21 protein-coding genes, 1 other RNA gene and 1 pseudogene are annotated in these 22,113 nt (G+C 38.1%); 17 read left to right on the top strand and 6 right to left on the bottom strand.

Annotated features, from left to right (window positions below; genetic code table 11):
• The first annotated feature begins 200 nt into the window (after positions 1-200).
• Together GQR44_RS19745 and GQR44_RS04745 are read left to right on the top strand one after the other, a co-directional pair.
• Positions 201-688, top strand: a pseudogene (locus tag GQR44_RS19745) (GGDEF domain-containing protein).
• 232 nt (positions 689-920) lie between these two features.
• Positions 921-1,265, top strand: coding sequence for a HopJ type III effector protein (locus tag GQR44_RS04745; protein WP_166369780.1), 345 nt, complete (start codon positions 921-923; stop codon positions 1,263-1,265).
• A gap of 133 nt (positions 1,266-1,398) precedes the next feature.
• Here the strand turns inward: GQR44_RS04745 and yciH are convergent, their stop codons facing one another.
• Positions 1,399-1,725 carry a stress response translation initiation inhibitor YciH gene (gene yciH / locus GQR44_RS04750; RefSeq protein ID WP_166369782.1) on the bottom strand — a complete coding sequence of 109 codons (327 nt, stop codon included), beginning with the start codon at positions 1,723-1,725 and terminating at the stop codon, positions 1,399-1,401.
• Between the two features lie 230 nt (positions 1,726-1,955).
• On the opposite strand from yciH, the gene GQR44_RS04755 reads away from it, so the two are divergent.
• The 12 genes from GQR44_RS04755 to GQR44_RS04810 all read left to right on the top strand — a co-directional run bounded on the left by GQR44_RS04755 (position 1,956) and on the right by GQR44_RS04810 (position 14,188).
• Positions 1,956-2,180, top strand: a complete 225-nt coding sequence (locus tag GQR44_RS04755; RefSeq protein ID WP_166369784.1) for a FeoA family protein — start codon at positions 1,956-1,958, stop codon at positions 2,178-2,180.
• A 1-nt stretch (position 2,181) separates the two neighbouring features.
• Entirely contained in the window at positions 2,182-4,473 is a 2,292-nt protein-coding gene (feoB, locus tag GQR44_RS04760; protein WP_166369786.1) for a Fe(2+) transporter permease subunit FeoB, read from the top strand.
• Positions 4,474-4,484: 11 nt separating this feature from the next.
• On the top strand, positions 4,485-4,715 hold the full coding sequence (locus tag GQR44_RS04765; protein WP_166369788.1) for a FeoC-like transcriptional regulator: 231 nt from the start codon (positions 4,485-4,487) through the stop codon (positions 4,713-4,715).
• Positions 4,716-4,943: 228 nt separating this feature from the next.
• Positions 4,944-6,062: a bifunctional tRNA (adenosine(37)-C2)-methyltransferase TrmG/ribosomal RNA large subunit methyltransferase RlmN gene (locus GQR44_RS04770; protein WP_166369790.1), complete on the top strand. Its 1,119-nt coding sequence runs from the start codon at positions 4,944-4,946 to the stop codon at positions 6,060-6,062.
• A 144-nt stretch (positions 6,063-6,206) separates the two neighbouring features.
• Positions 6,207-6,989, top strand: a complete 783-nt coding sequence (pilW, locus tag GQR44_RS04775; RefSeq protein ID WP_166369792.1) for a type IV pilus biogenesis/stability protein PilW — start codon at positions 6,207-6,209, stop codon at positions 6,987-6,989.
• A complete protein-coding gene (locus tag GQR44_RS04780) occupies positions 6,982-7,569 on the top strand; it encodes a helix-turn-helix domain-containing protein (RefSeq protein ID WP_166369794.1) in 588 nt (195 codons plus the stop codon). The genes pilW and GQR44_RS04780 overlap by 8 nt, the downstream gene beginning before the upstream one ends.
• A gap of 290 nt (positions 7,570-7,859) precedes the next feature.
• Entirely contained in the window at positions 7,860-8,969 is a 1,110-nt protein-coding gene (ispG, locus tag GQR44_RS04785; RefSeq protein ID WP_166369796.1) for a flavodoxin-dependent (E)-4-hydroxy-3-methylbut-2-enyl-diphosphate synthase, read from the top strand.
• Between the two features lie 228 nt (positions 8,970-9,197).
• Entirely contained in the window at positions 9,198-10,475 is a 1,278-nt protein-coding gene (gene hisS, locus GQR44_RS04790; protein ID WP_166369798.1) for a histidine--tRNA ligase, read from the top strand.
• A 35-nt stretch (positions 10,476-10,510) separates the two neighbouring features.
• On the top strand, positions 10,511-11,191 hold the full coding sequence (locus GQR44_RS04795; RefSeq protein WP_166369800.1) for a tetratricopeptide repeat protein: 681 nt from the start codon (positions 10,511-10,513) through the stop codon (positions 11,189-11,191).
• Between the two features lie 14 nt (positions 11,192-11,205).
• Positions 11,206-12,405 carry an outer membrane protein assembly factor BamB gene (bamB, locus tag GQR44_RS04800; protein WP_166369802.1) on the top strand — a complete coding sequence of 400 codons (1,200 nt, stop codon included), beginning with the start codon at positions 11,206-11,208 and terminating at the stop codon, positions 12,403-12,405.
• A 78-nt stretch (positions 12,406-12,483) separates the two neighbouring features.
• Positions 12,484-13,959, top strand: coding sequence for a ribosome biogenesis GTPase Der (der, locus tag GQR44_RS04805; RefSeq protein WP_166369804.1), 1,476 nt, complete (start codon positions 12,484-12,486; stop codon positions 13,957-13,959).
• A gap of 1 nt (position 13,960) precedes the next feature.
• Entirely contained in the window at positions 13,961-14,188 is a 228-nt protein-coding gene (locus tag GQR44_RS04810; RefSeq protein WP_166369806.1) for a zinc ribbon domain-containing protein, read from the top strand.
• Positions 14,189-14,371: 183 nt separating this feature from the next.
• Here the strand turns inward: GQR44_RS04810 and GQR44_RS04815 are convergent, their stop codons facing one another.
• The 4 genes from GQR44_RS04815 to GQR44_RS04830 form a co-directional block, all read right to left on the bottom strand.
• A complete protein-coding gene (locus GQR44_RS04815) occupies positions 14,372-14,956 on the bottom strand; it encodes a BON domain-containing protein (protein ID WP_166369808.1) in 585 nt (194 codons plus the stop codon).
• Between the two features lie 260 nt (positions 14,957-15,216).
• Complete coding sequence (locus GQR44_RS04820) at positions 15,217-15,804, bottom strand: SIS domain-containing protein (RefSeq protein ID WP_182690220.1); 588 nt, start codon at positions 15,802-15,804, stop codon at positions 15,217-15,219.
• Positions 15,805-15,812: 8 nt separating this feature from the next.
• Positions 15,813-16,181 (bottom strand): YraN family protein, encoded by a 369-nt coding sequence (locus GQR44_RS04825; RefSeq protein WP_166369810.1) that lies wholly within the window; start codon positions 16,179-16,181, stop codon positions 15,813-15,815.
• Positions 16,150-18,231: a penicillin-binding protein activator gene (locus tag GQR44_RS04830; protein ID WP_166369812.1), complete on the bottom strand. Its 2,082-nt coding sequence runs from the start codon at positions 18,229-18,231 to the stop codon at positions 16,150-16,152. Before GQR44_RS04830 ends, GQR44_RS04825 begins: the two co-directional genes overlap by 32 nt.
• Positions 18,232-18,351: 120 nt before the next feature.
• On the opposite strand from GQR44_RS04830, the gene rsmI reads away from it, so the two are divergent.
• From rsmI to GQR44_RS04845, 3 genes are all read left to right on the top strand, one after another.
• On the top strand, positions 18,352-19,212 hold the full coding sequence (gene rsmI / locus GQR44_RS04835; protein WP_166369814.1) for a 16S rRNA (cytidine(1402)-2'-O)-methyltransferase: 861 nt from the start codon (positions 18,352-18,354) through the stop codon (positions 19,210-19,212).
• Positions 19,213-19,788: 576 nt separating this feature from the next.
• Positions 19,789-20,162, top strand: an RNA gene (gene rnpB / locus GQR44_RS04840) — RNase P RNA component class A.
• A gap of 529 nt (positions 20,163-20,691) precedes the next feature.
• A complete protein-coding gene (locus GQR44_RS04845; RefSeq protein ID WP_166369816.1) occupies positions 20,692-21,444 on the top strand; it encodes a hypothetical protein in 753 nt (250 codons plus the stop codon).
• 321 nt (positions 21,445-21,765) lie between these two features.
• On the opposite strand, the gene GQR44_RS04850 is transcribed toward GQR44_RS04845, so the two are convergent.
• Positions 21,766-22,077, bottom strand: a complete 312-nt coding sequence (locus GQR44_RS04850; RefSeq protein ID WP_166369818.1) for a PTS sugar transporter subunit IIB — start codon at positions 22,075-22,077, stop codon at positions 21,766-21,768.
• Positions 22,078-22,113: the final 36 nt, after the last annotated feature.

A 22,113-nucleotide genomic window follows, 5' to 3' on the forward strand; every position in this document is an offset into this window, starting at 1 on the left:
TTTTAGTGGGTGAAGCTAACGAAGACTGGTTACAAAGTTGGTATTCAAAAACATTGATGGTGTTCTGTGTTGTGAGCATATTATTTATTATGTCGATCCTATTGTTGTTGAATCATCGGAAACAACTTGATCAAGCTAAAAATTTATTATTATTAGCACAAACAGACTCGCTCACTAAAACATTAAACCGACGCGGTTTTATGTTACAGGCCAAAAAAGAATTGGATATAGTGCATCGATATGACACTGATCTTGCTATTTTTGCACTGGATATTGACCGCTTCAAATTAATCAATCATACACATGGGCATGCAACAGGCGATAGAGCAATAGTTTCTTTTACAAAAGTCTGTTTTGACTCATTACGTGATGTCGATATTTTTGCCAGAATCGGGGGGATGAATTTATTATTTTATTACCGCACACCAATTTTAAACACGCGCATATTGTCGCTGAACGTATCAGGCAAGCAGTGCAGGCATGTATTGTTATGAACGATAGCAATAAGTCGGTAGCAGTTACATTAAGTATCGGTGTTGCAATGATTGCTCCTGAAGTTGAAAGTGTTACTGAGATGATGGGGATAGTTGATAAAGCACTTTACTCTGCAAAACAGAATGGACGTAATCAGGTACAATATATTGAAAATGATTATACCTATCTCTCAAATCGCTTTGATCAGATATAAATAATTATTATTACAGACCACGTGAATAGTTATTATTATTCATTTGTGCACTTCATTTTTTTACTTCATCTATTCAACGTATTAACGGTTATATTTTAATTATAAAAGCTTAACTTGATTCAAAGTATATTCAAGGTCATGATCAAAACATGCTATTGAAACAGATATTATGTATTTCAATAAATATTGAACAAACATTGAAGCAACATCGTAGATAAAAAAAGGGAATATAATGACGTTACAAGACTTTATAAAAAAATTGCAGACACAACCACAAGTGATTGAGTTTGCGGATACAATGGCTGTTATTGAAGAAAATTATAACTTTACTGAAACGTCGTTTAGTAATGGGCAACAAAAAAACGCTGCTGGCGAAAATGCAGGCTCATGTAAGATTTTTTCATTTGCACAATTAAATAACTTATCTGAAGAACAGACCTTGGCTTGTTTTGGTGTTTATTATCGCGACCATGTTTTAGGTCATCCAGATGCTACGGATCATCAGAATATTCGTCAATTTATGGCCAATGGTTGGGCTGGTATTAATTTTGATAGTGTGGCATTAAAGCCTTTATAAGGTGATGATTGCTGTTATTTAATGAGTAACAGAAGTATCAAGTTGTAATAAAAAAAGCAATAAAATGGGGTTAATTCATAACCCCATTTTTGTAGCGTATTACAGGTCATGTATTACAGGGTAAAAACAACGCTTAACTACCAGCTAATTTAACTTGATAACCTTGTTTTTCTAATACCGATTTAATAATGTCACGTTGATCGGTTTGGATTTCAATCACAAAATCTTTAACTGTACCACCACATCCAGTTCGCTTTTTAATCTCTTTTGCCAATGCTTTAATGGCTTTATCGTCCAGTTGCAAACCTTTAATCAAGGTCACTCCCTTACCTTTACGTCCTTTAGTTTCACGATGTAGACGAATAATGCCGTCACCCTCAGGTGCAACCTGCTTTTGCTTGCTTTTTTCTACTTTGCCACCGTCTGTAGAATAAACTAAATTTAAATCACCAAAATCCATCATCATCCCTACCTATTCAATTTTTATCTATTTTATACCGGTTAATACGGTAGATGCAAAAATCAATACAAAGCTTATTTAAGGTGACAAATTGATCTAAAACAAGAGTCTTGTTTATAGCGGCCATTTTAGTCTACTTTACGTTGTTAATGATAATAGTTTGTATTACCTTGTTAGTTAGTAACAAGCACTGATTGATGCATTCAGTGCAGCAGTGGTGAGGTATAAAAATGGTATTATCTGAATTAAAAATAGGACAAATGGCAAGTATTGTGAACATCAATGCTATTGAGCCTATGATGCGCAAAAAATTACTCAATTTAGGCTTTTTACCAAAAGCAAAAATACAATTATTACGTGTTGCTCCGATGGGGGATCCGATTGCAATTCGCTGTGCAAACAGTTCTATCGCGTTACGTAAAAGCATCGCTAATCAAATCATAGTGGAGCGCTAAAATGAACTTAAATATCGCAACGATTGGTAACCCTAATTCAGGGAAAACAACGTTATTTAACGCGCTCACTGGTAGTAATCAACGAGTGGGTAACTGGAGTGGTGTAACGGTTGAGAAAAAAACGGGTCACTTTACTTTAGACAAACAGCAAGCCGTTAAAATCATTGATTTACCGGGTATTTATAATCTGGATCATGACCAGTTTGGATCATCACTAGACGAACGCGTTGCATTTGAGTACATGATGCAAAGTGAACCTGATATTGTAATGAATATTATTGATGCGAGTTGCTTAGAAAGAAGCTTATATTTAACCTTACAACTATTGGAATTGGGGTTGCCGGTATTAGTGGTACTCAATAAGATGGACCTTGCAGATAAACAACACTTAGTGATTAATGAGAAAGCTCTCAGTAAGCAATTAGGTTGTCCTGTGGTGTCATTATCGGCGCATGATCAACAAGCAATAAAGCAATTAAAACGCACTTTTATGGATCTGGATTTAACTGCTCTAAGTAATGATTTCTCGCTTGATTATGGTCCTCAATTAAGTCCTGTCATCGAACAAACATCGCAATTATTCCCTGCCAACACGCGCTTAAAACGACAAGCATTAGCCATTAAATGTATTGAAAATGACCACTCAATACTAAAAGGCTTTAATCAACAAGAGAAACAGAGCATTCAACAACTGCGAGATTCATTGGCGATTGATGTCGATTTGCAAGTCGCAGATGTACGATACACTTTTATTTATGCACTAACACAACAAGCTGTCAGAACGAAAGGGCACCTCAGCCAAACTCTAACAGAAAAAATTGATGCTATTACCTTAAATCGATTCACTGGTATTCCTGTGTTTTTATTAGTGATGTACTTGATGTTCATGTTTTCTATCAATATTGGTAGTGCATTTATTGATTTTTTTGACATTGCTGCAGGTGCCTTGTTTGTAGATCAAACAGCGCAGTGGTTAAGTCTTGTGAATACACCTGAATGGCTTATTAATGTCCTCGCTTATGGGGTTGGAAATGGCATTCAAACCGTCATGACATTTATTCCTGTGATTGCTTGTTTGTATCTGTTTTTAGCCGTCTTAGAAAGCTCAGGATATCTTGCTCGAGCAGCTTTTGTTATTGACCGTGCAATGCAATTTATTGGTTTACCGGGTAAGTCTTTTGTGCCGATGATTGTTGGTTTTGGTTGTACAGTACCCGCTGTGATGGCAGCAAGAACCTTAGAGAAAGAGCGTGAACGTTTATTAACCGTGATCATGTCTCCGTTTATGTCCTGTGGTGCTCGGTTACCTGTGTACGCTTTATTTGCCAGTGCGTTTTTTCCAGACCAAGGTCAGAATATCGTTTTTTTACTGTATTTAATCGGTATTTTAGTGGCGGTATTGACGGGCTACGTATTAAGCCGAACGATTTTACCTGGTAAAAGCGAAAATATGTTTTTAGAAATTCCAGATTATGAGTTACCGACGATTAAAAATACCTTAATTAAAACCTGGCAAAAACTTAAAGGGTTTATATTTGGTGCTGGGCAAACCATTGTCTTAGTGGTGACATTACTTAACGTAGTGAACTCTGTGGGTATTGACGGTAGCTTTGGTCATCAGGATAGTGAAAGCTCATTGCTTAGCCAAGGGGCGCAGATTATCACACCGATTTTATCGCCACTGGGTATTAATGACGATAACTGGCCTGCAACGGTAGGTATCGTTACGGGGATATTTGCTAAAGAGGCAGTGGTAGGCACGCTCAATAATCTCTATTCAAGTCAGACTGCAGGGTCTGAAGCTGAATTAAGTTTATTAGAAAAGCTTAATCAAGCATTGGCCACTATTCCTGAAAACCTTATGGGCATTGATGTTAGCGATCCATTAGGTATAAATGTCGGGGAATTAGGAGATTTAGCTACTGCAGCAGATGAGCAAGGTGTTGACCTGACTATTTATGGCAACATTCAGCAAGCCTTTGTGAGCCAAGAAGCGGCCTTTGCTTACCTGCTGTTCATTCTACTTTATGCACCTTGTGCTGCCGCTATGGGAGCGATCGTCAGAGAAGTTGGGATGAACTGGGCACGATTTATCGCCGTTTGGTCTACCGCTATCGCTTACATTGTGTCGGTTGCTTATTACCAAATGGCAACTTTTGCATTGCACCCAATGGCGAGCTTAGCTTACCTATTAGGTTCAGCTTTGATTATTTTAATCGTGCTATATAAATTAAAACTAAAAGGCAATTTGTTGGCTGATGTCTCTATTACTTCTAAACAATCTTTGGTGTAAAGGAGTAAAACATGATTTTAAAACGTTTATCTGACTATATTGAAACGCAACAACGTGTCGAAGAAGGCACAATATTAAAGCATTTCAGATTACAAAAAAATGGACTCGCACCGATGATTGAAATACTGATCCGAGCAGGACATATACAAAAAACAGTCAATCAACGCGGTGATAAACTACCACCACAGGTTTTCTATAGTTGGCATAAACAACAAGTTATCCCTATGACAACGTTATTATAGCCACACAATATAAGCCGCTTAATAACAGAAATAGGGTGTTTAAGCTTGTTTCGCTGATCATAACTTTTAAATTTATTATTTTGGTAATAAACCTTACACAACAAATACCTGATGCAGTAACTTGCTCAGGTATTTTTTTAGTTAAAATTTGTGACTAGCATCAGTTATTCAAAATATGTACAATCCACCTCCGAATTTATACCAGAATTAGTCTAGTTGAGGCATTCCATGAGTCAGAAAAAAGTAAACCTGTTAGATTTGAACCGTCAAGGTTTACGTGATTTTTTCACCGAAATGGGTGAAAAACCGTTTCGTACCGAACAAGTAATGAAATGGATTTACCATTTTGGTTGTGAAGATTTTGATCAAATGACCAATATTAATAAAGCATTGCGTGAAAAATTAAAGCAACGTGCAGAGATAATTGCGCCTGAAGTTAAAGTTGAACAACGCAGTGAAGATGGCACTATTAAGTGGGCAATGACAGTAGGTAACCAAGAGGTTGAAACTGTTTACATTCCTGAAAAAGATCGTGCTACGTTATGTGTTTCATCACAGGTAGGTTGTGCTCTAGCCTGTGATTTCTGCTCTACAGCTCAGCAAGGATTCAACCGTAACTTGACCGTGTCTGAAATTATCGGCCAAGTATGGCGAGCAGCTAAAATTATCGGTGTGATGGGTGAAAGTGGAACTCGACCTATTACCAACGTGGTAATGATGGGAATGGGTGAACCGTTATTAAATTTAAACAACGTTATTCCTGCAATGGAATTAATGTTAGATGATTTAGGTTATGCGTTATCGAAACGTCGCGTAACATTATCTACATCGGGTGTAGTGCCTGCGTTAGATATTTTAGGCGACCGTATTGATGTAGCATTAGCGATTTCATTACATGCGCCAAATGATGCGCTGCGTTCTAAAATGATGCCTATTAACGACAAATATGATATTGCCGACTTCTTAGCGGGTGTAAAACGTTATATTAGTAAGTCGAATGCAAACCGGGGTAAAGTGACCGTGGAATATTTATTATTAGATCACGTTAATGACTCTACGGATCAAGCTCACGAGTTAGCGCATTTATTAAAAGATACGCCGTGTAAAATTAATTTGATCCCATTTAATCCATTCCCTGGTAATGACTATACTAAACCAAGTAATAGTCGTGTTGACCGATTCAATAAAGTGTTGATGGAGTATGGTTATACGGTGATCGTGCGTAAAACACGCGGTGATGATATCGACGCTGCTTGTGGGCAATTAGTGGGTGATGTTATTGACCGTACTAAGCGCACCATGAACAAACGCCAACATGGCGAAAACATCAATATTCAACAGAGTTAATAACAGAAAGCCTAAATTCTGTTCTTGAACAAGACGATCCAGTTCAAGAACAGTTAAAAAAAGCATGCATCAAACAACAAGTTACTTCACAATAGAGATGCTTGAAAGACATTTCCTGCACGACTTTTCGTTCTTGAGGAATTTATGCGTTTTATATTGATTAGCTTAGTCTCTTTATTTTTTATTTCAGCTTGTGTCTCAAGCGAAACAACTAAAACCATTAATAGCCCCAACGGTCAAAAAATGGCTTTTAATCCTGAACGCGCTGCGGATACACGTTTAAAATTAGCTTTGTTATATCTAGAAAACAAGCAGATGCAGCAAGCCAAAGAAAATCTTGATACCGCCTTAAAATACCAACCTAATAGTGCCAAAGTCTTTCGTATCTACGCTTATTATTATCAAAAAGTAAACGAAAACGATAAAGCAGAGCAATTTTATAAAAAATCCTTAGCCTTAGATGATGATAATGGCGATACTTATCATAACTATGGTACTTTCTTATGCGCACAAGGTAAGTATGAAAAAGCAGAAGAGGCTTTCTTAAAAGCAATTTCATTACCACATTACACGCGCGTTGCCCGTACTTACTCCAATGCGGCCGTATGTGCAGAAGAGGCAAAAGATAATAAGAAAGCCATTTTCTATTATGGTTATGCTTTATCACATAGCCCTAATAGTATTGGTATTAATTTATCTTTAGCTAAGTTAAATATTACTGAAAAAAATTATAAAGCGGCTGCAATCAACTTATTTACCTTTCAACGTAGCTCACCTGCAACGGCAGAAAGCTTATGGCAATGGGTTCGTTTGAGTTATGCTTCCGGCAAAAAAGCAAGTTTAGCAAGATATTCGGCACAACTTTTAGATAAATTTCCTACCTCTCAACAAGCTTTGAGCTATTTAAATAATGAGCACTATGACTGATCAAACTCTACAGATGGAAACGACAATGACACTCGATAAAGTTCTTAAAGAAAGTCGATTAGCGGCTAATTTATCTATTGATGAGCTTGCTCTTAAACTCAATTTGAAAGAAACCGTTATTTTAGATATTGAAAATAATTTAGAGCAAGTGATTGCTGAAAATCGATACCCGATCATTTATTTACGAGGTTATATTGCCAATTACAGTAAAATGGTGGGGGTGACTGATCTAAAATCTTATCCTGAATACCAACAATTAATACACCCTGAAAAACGTGTAACAACCTTAAAAAGTCCGCATATTCTCAGGGCAAAAAAAAGCTCAGCAAAAAAAGTGCTCTGGACAATCTTCCTACTGATGTTACTCACCGCCACAGGATTGGCTGTGTTTTGGAATTATTCTGCTTTGTTTTCTATGGTAAAACCAGGTGTTATAACTGAAAATAGAGAGATGCGCTTGCCTGAACAATCTGATGAAAATGAGCCTTTGTTTAATGACCAAGATACTTTGCCGGCTGAGTCGATAGCGCAACCTGTGACAGCTGATGAACAAAGTGTTGAAACAGAAAGCGCACAGTAATGATCAGCAAGATAGAGCAATAGCGACTACCAATCTAACTAATAAATAATATTAGACGCACTAATATGTGAATGAAAAGTCGTTAGTTAATACTTGCAGGAGCGGCTCTATTTCAACTAAAATTAGCGCAATCTATATTGCGGCGAAGTTTCTATTAAATGATGTTAAATTTGTGCGAGTAAGCAACTAATTGTCACTTCGTACAGTCATAATTCAGTCATAATAATTCGACAATAAAAGCGATATACTAACGTATCACCTTGAACCTTTAACTTTAAAGAGTAATTACAATGAGTCATACCTCTTCGATAATACGCCGCGTATCTAAACAGATCATGGTGGGCAATGTCCCTGTGGGTGGTGGTGCACCAATTACCGTGCAATCAATGACTAACACGTTAACAACAGATGTGGATGCAACCGTTGCACAAATCAGACGCTTAGAAGCGGTTGGTGCCGATATGGTGCGAGTTTCTATTCCTACTATGAATGCGGCTGAAGCGTTTCGTGAAATTAAAAAGCAGTGCAACATTCCTTTGATAGCCGATATTCACTTTGATTATCGTATTGCGTTGAAAGTGGCTGAGTACGGTGTAGATTGCCTACGCATTAATCCTGGCAATATTGGTAATGAGCAACGAATCCGCAGTGTTGTGGATTGTGCACGTGATAAAAATATCCCTATTCGAATTGGCGTTAACGGTGGTTCTTTAGAGGTGGATATTCAAGAGAAATATGGTGAACCGACTGCGCAGGCATTAGTGGACTCTGCGTTACGTCATGTGGACATTCTAGATCGCCTTAACTTTGATCAATTTAAAGTCAGCGTAAAAGCATCTGATGCACTATTAGCCGTTGAATCATATCAACTATTAGCAAAGCAAATTATTCAACCTCTACACCTTGGTATCACTGAAGCCGGCGGTTTACGTAGCGGTAGCGTTAAATCAGCGGTAGGTCTTGGTATGTTATTGTCGCAAGGCATTGGTGATACATTGCGAGTGTCATTAGCTGCTGATCCGGTAGAAGAGATCAAAGTAGGTTTCGATATTTTAAAATCCTTACGCATTCGTAGCCGTGGCATTAATTTTATTGCTTGCCCAACCTGTTCTCGTCAAGAGTTTGATGTGATTGCAACGGTTAATGCCTTAGAAGAACGTTTAGAAGACGTAGTCATGCCGATGGATGTATCGATCATTGGTTGTGTTGTAAATGGACCTGGTGAAGCATTAATATCTGATATTGGTATTACTGGCGGCAAAAACAAAAGTGGTTTTTATGAAGATGGAACACGCCAGCGTGATCGCTTTGATAATGACAACGTGATTGACCAGCTTGAAGCAAAAATTCGTGCTCGTATCAGCCGTACTGACCAAAGTAACATTATCGTTAAAGGTTAAAAATAACCGGAGCTTAATAAATTAAGTCTGTGTTAATCAACACTTTTAGTGAAAACTTCGTAATAAGCCCAACTGTTTTTAATATTTGGGCTTTTTATTTACCTTAAACGCGGCAAACCTCTGCAGTATTGTTCCATCTAGACACAAACTTCCTTATAATGACTGATAATTTTATTAACAATACATACTGTATGTATTTTTATTCATCGACAGAATTCGGAAATCATTGTGGCAAAGAAGATACAAGCTATTCGTGGTATGAACGATACCCTTCCTGAACAAACCCCTGTTTGGCAGAAATTAGAGTCATTAATTAGACAAACCGTCAGTAGTTACGGCTATTCTGAAATTCGTATGCCGATTGTAGAAAGTACCCATCTATTTAAACGTTCGATTGGTGAAGTGACCGATATCGTTGAAAAGGAGATGTACACCTTTGAAGACCGTAATGGCGACAGCTTAACCTTACGACCAGAAGGGACTGCCTCTTGTGTGCGTGCCGGTAATGAGCATGGTTTACTTTATAACCAAGAGCGTAGAATGTGGTACATCGGACCGATGTTCCGCCATGAACGCCCACAGAAAGGTCGCTACCGTCAGTTTCACCAAGTTGGAATAGAAACCTTTGGTATTGCAAGTGCAGATATCGATGCAGAAGTTATTTTATTATCTGCACGTTTATGGAAAGCACTTGGCATTGAGCAACATGTTGAACTGCAATTAAATTCTTTAGGTAGCAATGAAGAACGTAATGTTTATAAAGCGAAATTAGTTGAGTTCTTGCAGTTACACGAAGATAAACTCGACGAAGACAGTAAACGTCGTATGTTAACCAATCCATTACGTGTGTTAGATAGCAAAAATGAAGCGGTTCAAGCAGTCTTAGAAGATGCTCCGAAACTATCTGATTATTTTGGTGACGAAACAGCAGCACATTTTGCCAAAGTACAAGCATACTTAGATGCAGCGGGCGTTAAATACGTGATCAATGAACGTATAGTACGTGGTTTAGATTATTACAACCGTACTGTATTTGAATGGGTAACAACTAGCCTAGGCTCTCAAGGTACAATTTGTGCTGGTGGTCGTTATGATGGTTTAGTTGAACAACTTGGTGGTAAAGCAACACCTGCAGTGGGCTTTGCAATGGGGCTCGAACGCATTATTTTAATGCTAGAAACCCTAGAACTAAATGAAGATGTTAAAGGTGATGTTGATATCTATAGTATTCTTGTTGGTGAAGGTACTGATATTGCTGGCTTTAAAGCTGCTGAAATCGTACGTGACCAATTACCACAATTAAAAATGATGCATCACTGTGGCGCAGGTAACTTTAAAAAGCAGATGAAGCGTGCCGATAAAAGCGGTGCAAAAGTTGCGTTGATTATTGGTGAAAGTGAATTAGAGAGTGGTTGCGTCACAATTAAAGACTTGCAAGGAAACTCAGAGCAACAAACCGTTGCAATTGACAGCTTAGTTAAGGTATTACCTACCTACTTTGCATAGTGTATTGATAAAAACAGAATAAGTAAGGAACACACGTGGTTGATATTATTGAAGGTTACGAAACAGAAGAACAACAAGTTGATGCCATTAAAAAGTGGTGGAGCGAAAATGGAACCATGTTGGTTGTGGGTGCTGTTGTTGGTTTAGCGGGTCTTTGGGGATGGCGTTATTACGGTGAAACCGTGACGACAAATCAAGAAAAAGCATCGACTGAGTTTCAGCAAGTATTAAGCAAGTTTGAAGCCGAAGGTGAAGATCAAAGCAGTACTGAAATGCGTACATTCATTGCCGAAAACAAAGACAATAACTACGCGACATTAGGTGCATTATTATTAGTTAAAGAAGCCGTTCAAGCTAAAGATTTTGCATTAGCAAAAACACAGTTGACTAATTTGTTAACCAGCAATAGCTATGAACCGTTAACACCGGTTATTCAATTACGTCTTGCACGAGTAAATAGTGAGTTAGGTGATTATCAAGCGGCATTAACAACGTTAGACAAAATCACAGCAAAAGGCTTTATTGTTAAAGCTAATCAAAGTAAAGGCTTAGTTTATTTAAAGCAAGGCGATCTTGAAGCTGCTCGTAGTGCATTTCAAACAGCAGTTGATGCAAGTGAAGGCCGTGTTGATCCTTTATTACAATTACAATTAGATGATTTAGCCGTTGCTAAAGCAGATGTTGCTCCAGCACCTAAGTTAGATGCTGCGCAATAAATTGAGATAATACAATGATTAAATGGGTTAAAAAGCTAACTGTCATCACCACAACAACACTCGTGTTAAGTGGCTGCTCTATTTTCAGCAGTGAAGATGATGTTGTTAAAATGGCTGAATTGCCAGAGTTTGAAGCGACTTATGAACCATCTATTGCTTGGACAAGCAGTATTAGTGATGGCGTAGATAAATACTACTCACAATTACAGCCTGCCGTGGACAGTAATGCCGTTTACATTGCTGCCCGTGATGGTGAAGTAAAAGCACTGACGGTTAAAAATGGTAAAAAACTATGGTCAATTGACCTAAGTGACCATGAGTCTAATGATTCTAATCGTTCTGCGCGTTTATCTGGTGGTGTTAGTTTAGGTGGCGATACACTTTATATCGGTACTGAAAATGCACAAGTATTTGCACTTGATGCCACTAACGGTGACATTAAATGGATGAGCAAAGTCTCTGGTGAAGTGGTCGCACAACCTATTTATGATAATAGCCTAGTAGTAGTGCATACTTCCCGTGGTGAATTAATTGCGCTTGATAGCTTAACCGGCAAGGAAATGTGGAACTTAACGAATGCTCAACCTAAACTTACCTTGCGTGGTAGCGCAACACCGAGTATCTCACAAGGTGGGATCATATATGGTCGTGCTGATGGTTATTTAGCTGCTGCATTATTAAAAAATGGCCAACCATTGTGGCAAGTTCCGGTTTCAAGGCCTTATGGCGCAACTGAGTTAGATCGTTTATCCGACGTTGATATGAAGCCTGTTATTGTTAATGGTACGGTTTATGCCTTGGGTTACAATGGTAACTTAGTCGCAATTGACCTGTTAAAAGGTGAGTTGTTGTGGTCTAAAAAATATTCAGGCTTTAAGAATTTAACGGTATCTGGTCGTGATATTTTCTTAACCGATTACCGTGGTTATGTGTTTGCTGTCAATCGTAATGACGGTGAGCAACGTTGGATGAATAAAGAATTAGCTTACCGCAATGTTACAGGGGTAACCGTCGCTAATGAATATATTGTAGTCGGTGATGCAGAAGGTTATTTACATTGGATTGACCGTGAAAGCGGACAATTTGTTGCACAACAAGATCTAGACTCTGATGGTTTGTATATCGAACCGATCGCAACGTCTACGCATCTTTATTTACAAACACGCAGTGGTGATTTAATTGCCATTGAAAAACCAATCTTAAATGTAGAATAATTTAATTGGTTTTTACGCTATACTGTAGCCCCTTGCTGTGCATGGGGCTTTTTTAGTTTTATAGGATATACAAAATTTATGTTACCAGTCATCGCTTTAGTAGGTCGCCCTAATGTAGGTAAATCTACTCTTTTCAATCGTTTAACTCGCACCCGAGATGCGATAGTTGCCGATTTCCCCGGTTTAACGCGTGACCGTAAATATGGTCAGGCTAAAATTGAAGAGCTTGAATTTATTGTTATTGATACCGGCGGTATTGAAGGCGATGAAAAGGGCATTGATGCCTTAATGGCTGAGCAATCATTGATTGCAATTGAAGAAGCCGATGCTGTTTTATTCCTCGTTGATGCTCGTGCTGGATTAACCGTAGCCGATCAAGCCATTGCTGCTCACTTGCGCAAGCAAAATAAAAACATCATGGTAGTTGCGAATAAAACCGATGGTATTGATGCAGACTCCGTTTGTGGTGAGTTTTATGCGTTAGCACTTGGTGAGGTTTACCACATTGCGGCAGCTCACGGTAAAGGTGTGCGTCAAATGATTGATGCGGCACTAGAAGAATTTCAAGAAGAAAATCCAGTTACAGACGAAGTAGACGAATATGAATTCGCACTCGATCATGATGACGAAGATGAAGATAAAATCGCGGAAGAGCAAGCTCGTTTAGCTGCTTTACCGATTAAACTTGCGCTAATTGGCCGTCCGAACGTAGGTAAATCAACACTGACTAACCGTATTTTAGGTGAAGAGCGTGTACTCGTATTCGATATGCCTGGTACTACGCGTGACAGCGTTTATATTCCGATGGAACGTGATGGACGTCAATATGTATTAATTGATACTGCCGGTGTTCGTAAGCGTAAAAAAGTAAATGAAACCGTTGAAAAATTCTCAGTTATTAAAACCTTAAAAGCGATCGAAGATTCAAACGTAGTGCTATTAATTATTGATGCACGCGATGGTATTTCAGATCAAGACTTAAGCCTACTAGGTTATACCCTAAACTCTGGTCGTTCATTAGTAATTGCAGTGAACAAATGGGATGGCATGACTGAGTATGATAAAGAGCGTGTTAAAACAGAATTAGATCGCCGTTTAGGCTTTATCGATTTTGCTAAAATTCACTTTATCTCAGCATTACATGGAACAGGTGTTGGTCATTTATTTGAATCAGTAGATGAAGCTTACACCTCTTCAACTAAACGTATTTCAACAGCAATGTTGACACGTATTATGGGTATGGCGACAGATGACCATGAGCCACCAATGGTTGGCGCTCGTCGTGTGAAATTACGTTACGCGCATGCGGGTGGTTACAATCCACCATTAATTGTTATTCATGGTAACCAAGTTAAAAAATTAGCTGATTCTTATAAACGTTATTTAATGAACTACTTCCGTCGTACATTAGAGATTATGGGGACGCCGATCCGTATCGAGTTTAGAGAAGGGACTAACCCATTTGAAGGACGTCGTAACAAATTAACGCCGCATCAAATGTATAAACGTCAACGTTTACTACGTAACTACGCTAACAGTAAAAATAAAAAGTAATATGCAGTTATCTTGTCCAGATTGTGAATCAGAGTTAGCAAATAGTGGCGAATTAAAACGCCACTGCCCAAGTTGCAATAGTGACTTTGTAGTTAACGTTTGTTGTCGTGAATGCGGGCAACCATTACAGCGTCTAAAAGCCTGTGGTGCGGTGAGTTTTTGGTGTGATCATTGTAATGAGCTGAAGAGTAAATCGACAGCCATTTACAACTTAGTAAAACAAGCATAGCGCTTGCTATATTTTAAAATAAGCTAAACTAAAAATAGCGATAAAAAAAGGGAGTCTCTACATTAATGTAGTCACTCCCTTTTTTATACTTTCAATTTTAAGAACTATATAAGGGCAGACGTTACTAATCTCAATCTTTAAGCCCAGTATCTAAGATTAGTAACCTGAGTCTTCAATCCTTGTTTATTTTTTATCTGGTATCGTTTCAAACACTCTGACTACTTGTTTAACGCCTTCAACATTACTGGTAATGTTGGTCGCAAAGTCAGACATCTCTTTGGTTACTTGACCAATCAAAAATACTTCTGCATTTTCGGTAACCACTTTAATTTTTAAAGGGTCTACTTTATCGTGTCCAGTAAGCTTACTTTTGACTTTAGTGGTCAGCCAAGTATCTTGTGTTTGTCTTACTAGGCCGATGGTTTGACCGATACGTAGTTGGTTATAAACCCCTTTAATACCATCAATATTAATCAAGATATCTTCTATTTTATTACTATTCGCTTGACTATCTGCTTGCCCAATTAATAAAATAAAACTGTTATTAGTGACGATATTAATACGCATATTTTTGTTATATACATCTGAATTAACGACTTTATCAATGGCTACCATGGATAAACGATCATCTTCAATTTGTTGAGAAAGAGTGCGTTCATCACTATTTACCGCGACAGCGGTACCAGCAGCAACAATCAAACCACTTGCACAACCTTGTAACAGTGCAAAACACAATAAAGCGGGTAAAAAACGGGTCATAAATTTCATAATTTTTCCTAGAGGCGGTGAATCTTGCAAGTATATTTTACAACGAGTTTCTGGCTTTTTATATAAGCCTAGACTGATGACCGGTAGTTAGTGCACATAAATAAGTGAAAATGCAGTATAAATAGTCACTTAACCACAAACTTCGCATCACCACAGAGGTATTGAGCTTTATTGGCGAACACTACTTGAATAAGCAGACATTCTTTGTCTGCTTCGATCAAAACATCTCATGGTGCACAAAACAAAAACGATCAGCAGGCTTAATACTGAGGGAATAATTGTTGATCGATTAAGTCACTTAAACAGTTAACTACGAGTAAATGAATCTCTTCAATGCGCGCACCTTTATCACTTGGTGCACGTATTTCAATATCATCTGCTCCTAATAAGCCTGCAATTTCGCCGCCATCAACTCCCGTCATGGCAACAATTTGTATATTTTTACTTAGTGCTGTTTCTACTGCTTTCACCATGTTACGGCTATTACCACCATGGCTGATAGTAATTAATACATCGCCCGGTTGTGCTAATGCAGATATTTGGCGTGCATAAATTTGGTCAAAATGGCTATCACTGGCAATAGCTGACACCAACGATGAATCGGAAGTGATTGCGATGGCAGGTAAAGCAGGGCGATCCGTTTCATAGCGATTAAGCAAGTGTGATGCAAAAATCTGCGCTAAACCTGCTGCGCCACCATTGCCACAAACCAGCAGTTTATGGCCATTGATTAAACAATCTTTAAGCAATAGTGCTGCTGCTTCTATCTGCTCTGGCAGCGCTTCTGCTGCAACGATCTTAGTTTGAATGCTCTCTGCAAAATGAGCTTGAATTTTTTCATTAATCATGTGACATGTTACTCTTGAAATGCATCTTGTATCCACTGCGGTGTTGATGTTTTTTCACTGATCGCGACCACATCAAAACGGCAATAGGGTTCACTATTAAGTTGCGATAAATAATGCTTTGCTGTTTTAATTAACTTCTGTTGTTTTTGATAGGTTACGGATGCCGTTGCGCCACCATAATCTTGATTTTTTCTATACCGTACTTCAATAAAAACTAATGTATCTTGGTCTGACATAATCAAATCTATTTCACCGAATCGGCAATAGAAATTCTGACATACGAGCAATAAGCCTTGCTTCTGTAAAAAAGCCAAGGCTTGTTGTTCGTATTTTACGCCACTGCTATTACTGTTCTGAAACAGACGAGGTAACTTCAACGAGTTCGCCTTGTTGATATTTTGCCCAGTGTAACTTACTACGTAAGGTATTGCGCTGATCTAATGTTAACTCGCCCACCAAACCTTGATATTTATATCCTTCAATAACTTGCATTTGTTTTAACTGCTCAATCAAGTTGTAGCTGTCATACCCAAGTGCAAATAAACGTAATGTTCTAAAGCTTTGGTGTGGCCAGATTGCTTGAATATTTTTATTCATTTGACTGTCGTCATCCATTAAAAAGGCAATATCTGAAAAAGTCAGTTCAGAAAGCTCTTTATTTTGAATATTGGCCAAATCAGAAGCATGGCTACGTGAACTTGCATAAAGAGGAATACTCTCTGCAAAAGGGCTCACTGTCACTGCAATAAAAGGTTTCAATAAAATTAATTCACTACGGCTACTAATAATATAGATAGCATCCACATCACGACGGCTTCTAAGCTCCGAGTCAATACCATAGCCAATGACCGATCTCATCTGGTTAATACGTTGTTGGCTTTTATCTGTTTGTAATGCAGCTGATATTAACTTTGGATACTCTGATTTAGCTGCAAAATAATGCGTTTCAGCAGGGTAACCCTCTACACCATTATCAGATTCTGCTTGTTGCTCTTCATTTAACGCTTTCCAACGCGCTTCAAATGCAGCGGCAACACGCTCACCAAATTTAGATTTTGGCGCTAACAATAAAGGCTTTTTATGATTATGTTCAAAAATAGTTTCTGCCGCTTGCTCTGCTTCATTTTCCGGAGAAAGTGGAAATGCGTAATGAATTGATGAGCTTGCCGCCGCTGAGTCATCATCTTCTTGGAAGCGATTTAAAGCTAATACGGGAATATCTGTAATTAAAGGTAATAACTGATCAATATTAGATTTTACTAAAGGGCCGATTACAAAATCAATACCTTGAGCATGTAATTGGTCCGCAATCGATTGTGCAGTTTGTTTTGTTGTGTCAATAAACAGCAAATCGGCCGGAGGCGCTTTTAACTCACTCGGAATAATGATTTCAGGTGTATAAGCCATTGACGGATCAGACTCTTTAAACTGTGCCTGTTCGCTATCTAACTGCTTTTCCAATGCTAATTTATTATAAAAAGCATGGCTGATGCCATATTGTATTGCTTCTGCTGGTTTCTTAAATCGACCTGATAACGGTAATAGCACCGCAATTTTATGTGCTTCGTAAGGAATTGCCTCTTCAATATTAGTTAATTGCGTTGGCATATAATCAATAACAGGGTGAGTTGAATAAGCTAACTTCCAAGCATCCACCGCTTGCAGTAATTGGTTATTACGTAATTGATAGCGTTGATAAACGCTAGCTAATGCATACCAACCATGTACAAACATCTCTTTTTGCTGTGTAACAAGTGCTGTTTGTGCATTTGCATTATCACCAGTCGCATCGCTGATTGGTGCCTCATTTGAGAATATTTCTGCGCTTGAGGTAACTTTTTTAAATTTGTTTAAAATGCTTGGGTCTAATAGCGATAACTCATTTAATAACAAATCATTGTAAGTTTGTTTCTCTTGACCTGTAGTTAATAGAGGTGTTAATTCCAGCAATGTATCGGACGCTGCTTGATGTTCTTTATTACTAACTTGCAAATCAACTTTTATCTTTAAGTAATGGAAATTTGCAGGTGCACTTAATACATTCTGATCAATCTTTTTAAGTGTCGTATAGGTGTTATCAAATTGATTAAGCGCGTAGTCATTTTCAGCAATCAATAACAATAAATGATTGTTTTGTTGTGTCGTCAGCGTTTTCTTTTGTAAATGTTCAATCACAGAATCTGCTAAAACAAATTTATTTTCCTGTGTTAATGCTTGTACAGCCGCTAATTGCCATGTCGTATTGTTAGCTTCATCGAGCTTATCGGCTTGTTTTAATAAATATTGTGCTGATTCATTAAACTCAGTAAACAATGTTGGTGCAGTACTTTTATCTGGCTCAATGACAGAACAAGCAGACACAAACAACATGCTCAAAACCATGAGAGGAAAGTATAAAGCGCGTTTAGATAAGATTGCAGTGTTCAAATTTTTTGTCCTTTTTAATCAAACCAATCTCAGATCAGTTTTCAGATAGGTATCAAGATGCCTATAGTGTAATATTGCCGACTTAGTTAAACAATCCTTAACACTTTAATAGAGTCGAATATGTCTGAAAATAATCAATTAAATAACGAAGTAAGCGCAAAACTGTATATTGTTGCCACTCCTTTGGGCAATATTGGAGATATTACTTACCGCGCCATTGAAATATTAAAAAACGTTGATTTAATTGCAGCAGAAGATACTCGCCACAGCGGTAAACTATTAAGTTACTACCAAATAAGTAAGCCTACTTTTCCATTACATGATCATAATGAACGTCAACGTGGCAGTGTATTGATTGAAAAGATTAAAGCAGGGCAGTCTGTTGCTTTGATCTCAGATGCAGGTACTCCGTTAATTAGTGATCCTGGTTACCATTTGGTTAATGAATGTCGTGAAGCGGGTGTTGATGTTGTGCCTGTCCCCGGTGCATGCGCTGCTATTACTGCGCTTTCAGCAGCTGGTTTACCCTCGGATAGATTTTCATTTGAAGGTTTTTTACCGGTTAAAGAAAAAGCAAAAACAGAGAAACTGACCGCATTAGCAGAAGAAACACAAACCATGATCTTTTATGAATCACCACGTCGTATTCAAGATACAGTGAAACATATCATTAATATCATGGGTGCGGATCGTAAATTAGTGATTGCACGTGAATTAACTAAAATGTTTGAGTCGTATTACGTGTTACCAGCTGGTGAAATGTTGGATTGGTTAGGACAAGATACCAACCATTGCCGTGGTGAATTTGTATTGATGGTAGCAGGTGCGAGCAAAGATAAAGATGCACTCTCGGTAGAGGCGATCAAAACACTGACTTTATTGAAAAAAGAGCTACCACTTAAAAAAGCAGCGGCCATAACCGCTGAAATTCATCATCTTAAGAAAAATGACCTTTACAAATGGGGTCTAGAAAATTTATAGGCAGAATAAAGCCCGTACCAGTTTTTCTACATCACCTTTCAAACTATAAATCTGCCTTTAGTAAGTAAAGGCAGGTTTATAGTTCTTCGTTTAGTTCGTGTATTACTTTAAATATTTGATAGCCCTTAATCTATACCCGTTACCATTCAAGATGCAAAGTTCAGCAAGTTGTGAGGTGAGTAGCTTCTAGGCAGAAAGTTGAAGATCTAACTAGTTCAATCAATACTTTCTAACAACGAAGATACTTGCCTCACAACTTGCCCTGTGGGTCGTTAGCTCGAAAAGCAATTCAGCGTTGCAACATTCGATAAGGACTAGCCATTGTCATCATGTTACGCCTTGCCTTGCTGTCCAAGCTAACGACTGAATAAAGCATCTCGATTGATAATGGGTATATAACTGCTTTTAATCTATAAATACCTTTAGTCTATAAAATGATTTAATTTGTTAATGCAAGTCGTTTGAAAAATGAAATAACTTACATGTTTGCTTATTATTTGAACCTAAGAATTATTACAACAATTATAATTGCTTTAACTACTTGTAGTGTGATCGCTTTACCGTATAATACGCCGCGGAGTTGGCCAGATCGTCGCCGCTTTGATTGCTTTAGATGTATTTCTAGAGTATTGAAAAGGGGAGGAAAGTCCGGGCTTCAAAGGGCAGGGTGCCAGGTAACGCCTGGGTAGCGCGAGCTAACGACAAGTGCAGCAGAGAGGAGACCGCCTGCTAATTTATTAGTAGGTAAGGGTGAAAGGGTGCGGTAAGAGCGCACCGGCTAGTGGGTAATCATTAGTGCAAGGTAAACTCCACCCGAAGCAAAACCAAATAGGCTTCCTGAGGCATGGCCCATGCTGGAAGCGGGTAGGTTGCTTGAGCCTGTGAGTGATTGCAGGCCTAGACGAATGACGATTCAACGACAGAACCCGGCTTATCGGCCAACTCCAACCATTCTAGACCCTGTTTACTTGATGTGAACAGGGTCTTTTTCGTTTATAGAGTTTTAGTTTTATATTTAAATTACTTGATGATTGCAGGGCATTTACAGACGTACGCGAATGACTATACACGATAGAGTCCAGTCTATCGGCCAACTCCAACCATTCTAGACCCTGTTTACTTTATGTGAACAGGGTCTTTTTCGTTTATAGGGTTTTAGTTTTATATTTAAATTACTTGATGATTGCAGGGCATTTACAGACGTACGCGAAAGACTATACACGATAGAGTCCAGTCTATTGGCCAACTCCAACCATTCTAAACCCTAGTTTATGCAAATAAACTAGGGTTTTTTCGTTATTGGAGTTTAATCTTTCATGAAGTCGCTTGATAATTGCCAGAGCACTTACAGATTTATGTAAATGACGACCTAACGATAGGACGTGTTTACAGATCAAGTCCAACCATTTTAAGAACTGACGTGGTTTAATTTATTCTGCTAACCCAGTGAATACATCATTGATTTAACTGGAGGTTGAAATGAAAATACCTAAAATCTCTTCAATACATACAGTGTGTTATACTTCTTTTTTGTTAAACAGTGGGTTTTTATTGAGTCACTGTTCTTTTATGGAATGGAGAGCACTAATGGAACATCGTTTAAGCATAATTTCTGTGTGTTTTTTGTTAGTTTCTACTCTGTGGCTTTCTGGTTGTGCCAATGTACAGTTGCAACAGAAAAAAGTAGCTGAATCAATGGCGAGTGTTCAGGTTGATTTAAAGCAACACAAGCAAAGCGATTTTAAACAGGTGGAAGCGCGTTTTTATACTTACAAATCTAAAGAGCTCGTGTTTAGAGTCTTATCAAATATTAAGCAAACATCACAATGGTTGCAGCGGTTGGATAGCGTAGAAGTATTGACAGTCTATAATAACCAGAAATATTTATTGCGAACCATCATAAACAGCCCTTGGCCGTTTAAAAATCGAGAGCTCATTACCTGTGTTAACACTTCCTTTGAGGAAACGATCATCACTATTAATATTGTTTCTTGTAGTGAACAAGTAGCAACTAATGATCTTTATGTTCGTGTTTCACAAGTTGAATCGAGTTGGGTAATCAAAAAGCGTAGTGACTCATTAGTTGAAGTCAATTATAAAACGTGGATTGATCCTGCTGGCAACGTGCCTGCATTTATCTTCAATAATGAACTGGTGGATAGCACTGAACGGGATCTGAAAAAGCTAAACGCTATTATCGATGACGCTTCATTAGAACAGTTTTCCTATTAGGTTTATTCATTCTCACTACTCATTATTAACGCTTGGATGTGCTCATTGCGGCATTATTAATACTAGTTTTCTCCTCTCATCGACTTTATTTCCTATGACATTGTCATCAACAAACAAATCAAAGCCGTTGTACACAGTGATAAAGGAAAACGCAACAAAGTTTATGATGACAGCTGAGAGTAATAGATCAAAAAGTAGGATCGCGGTCAATCACTTTTCACTACCGTATCACTCCGTGATTAAATTTCACCTTTTAAAGGTGAAATTTAATCGTTATTCAAATGCGGAATGACAGTGCTAATGCTATTTATATGCAATTTATTAGTTTTTAGATAGTGCAATAGCCTGCTTCAGGATCACATCACCTTTCATCATTCCGTAATCGATCATTTCGATTTTTCCACAACCCAATCCTTTTTTAACACAGATACTGTTAAAGTGATCGAACTGATACGAAATCTGGGGGGCAATCATACACACATCATATTTATCAACAACATCGTTAAACTCTGATTGTGAATATGCCTTAATTTCAGCATCAATACCTTCTGCTATTGCTGCTTCTTTCATTTTATTAACTACCATTGAGGTAGACATGCCAGCTGAACAAACGAGAAAAATTTTTATAGCCATTTTATGCCTCTTTAATTATCGTTACAGATTGCCTGC

The sequence above is a fragment of the Psychromonas sp. SA13A genome, from assembly GCF_011378715.1.
GTDB lineage: Bacteria > Pseudomonadota > Gammaproteobacteria > Enterobacterales > Psychromonadaceae > Psychromonas.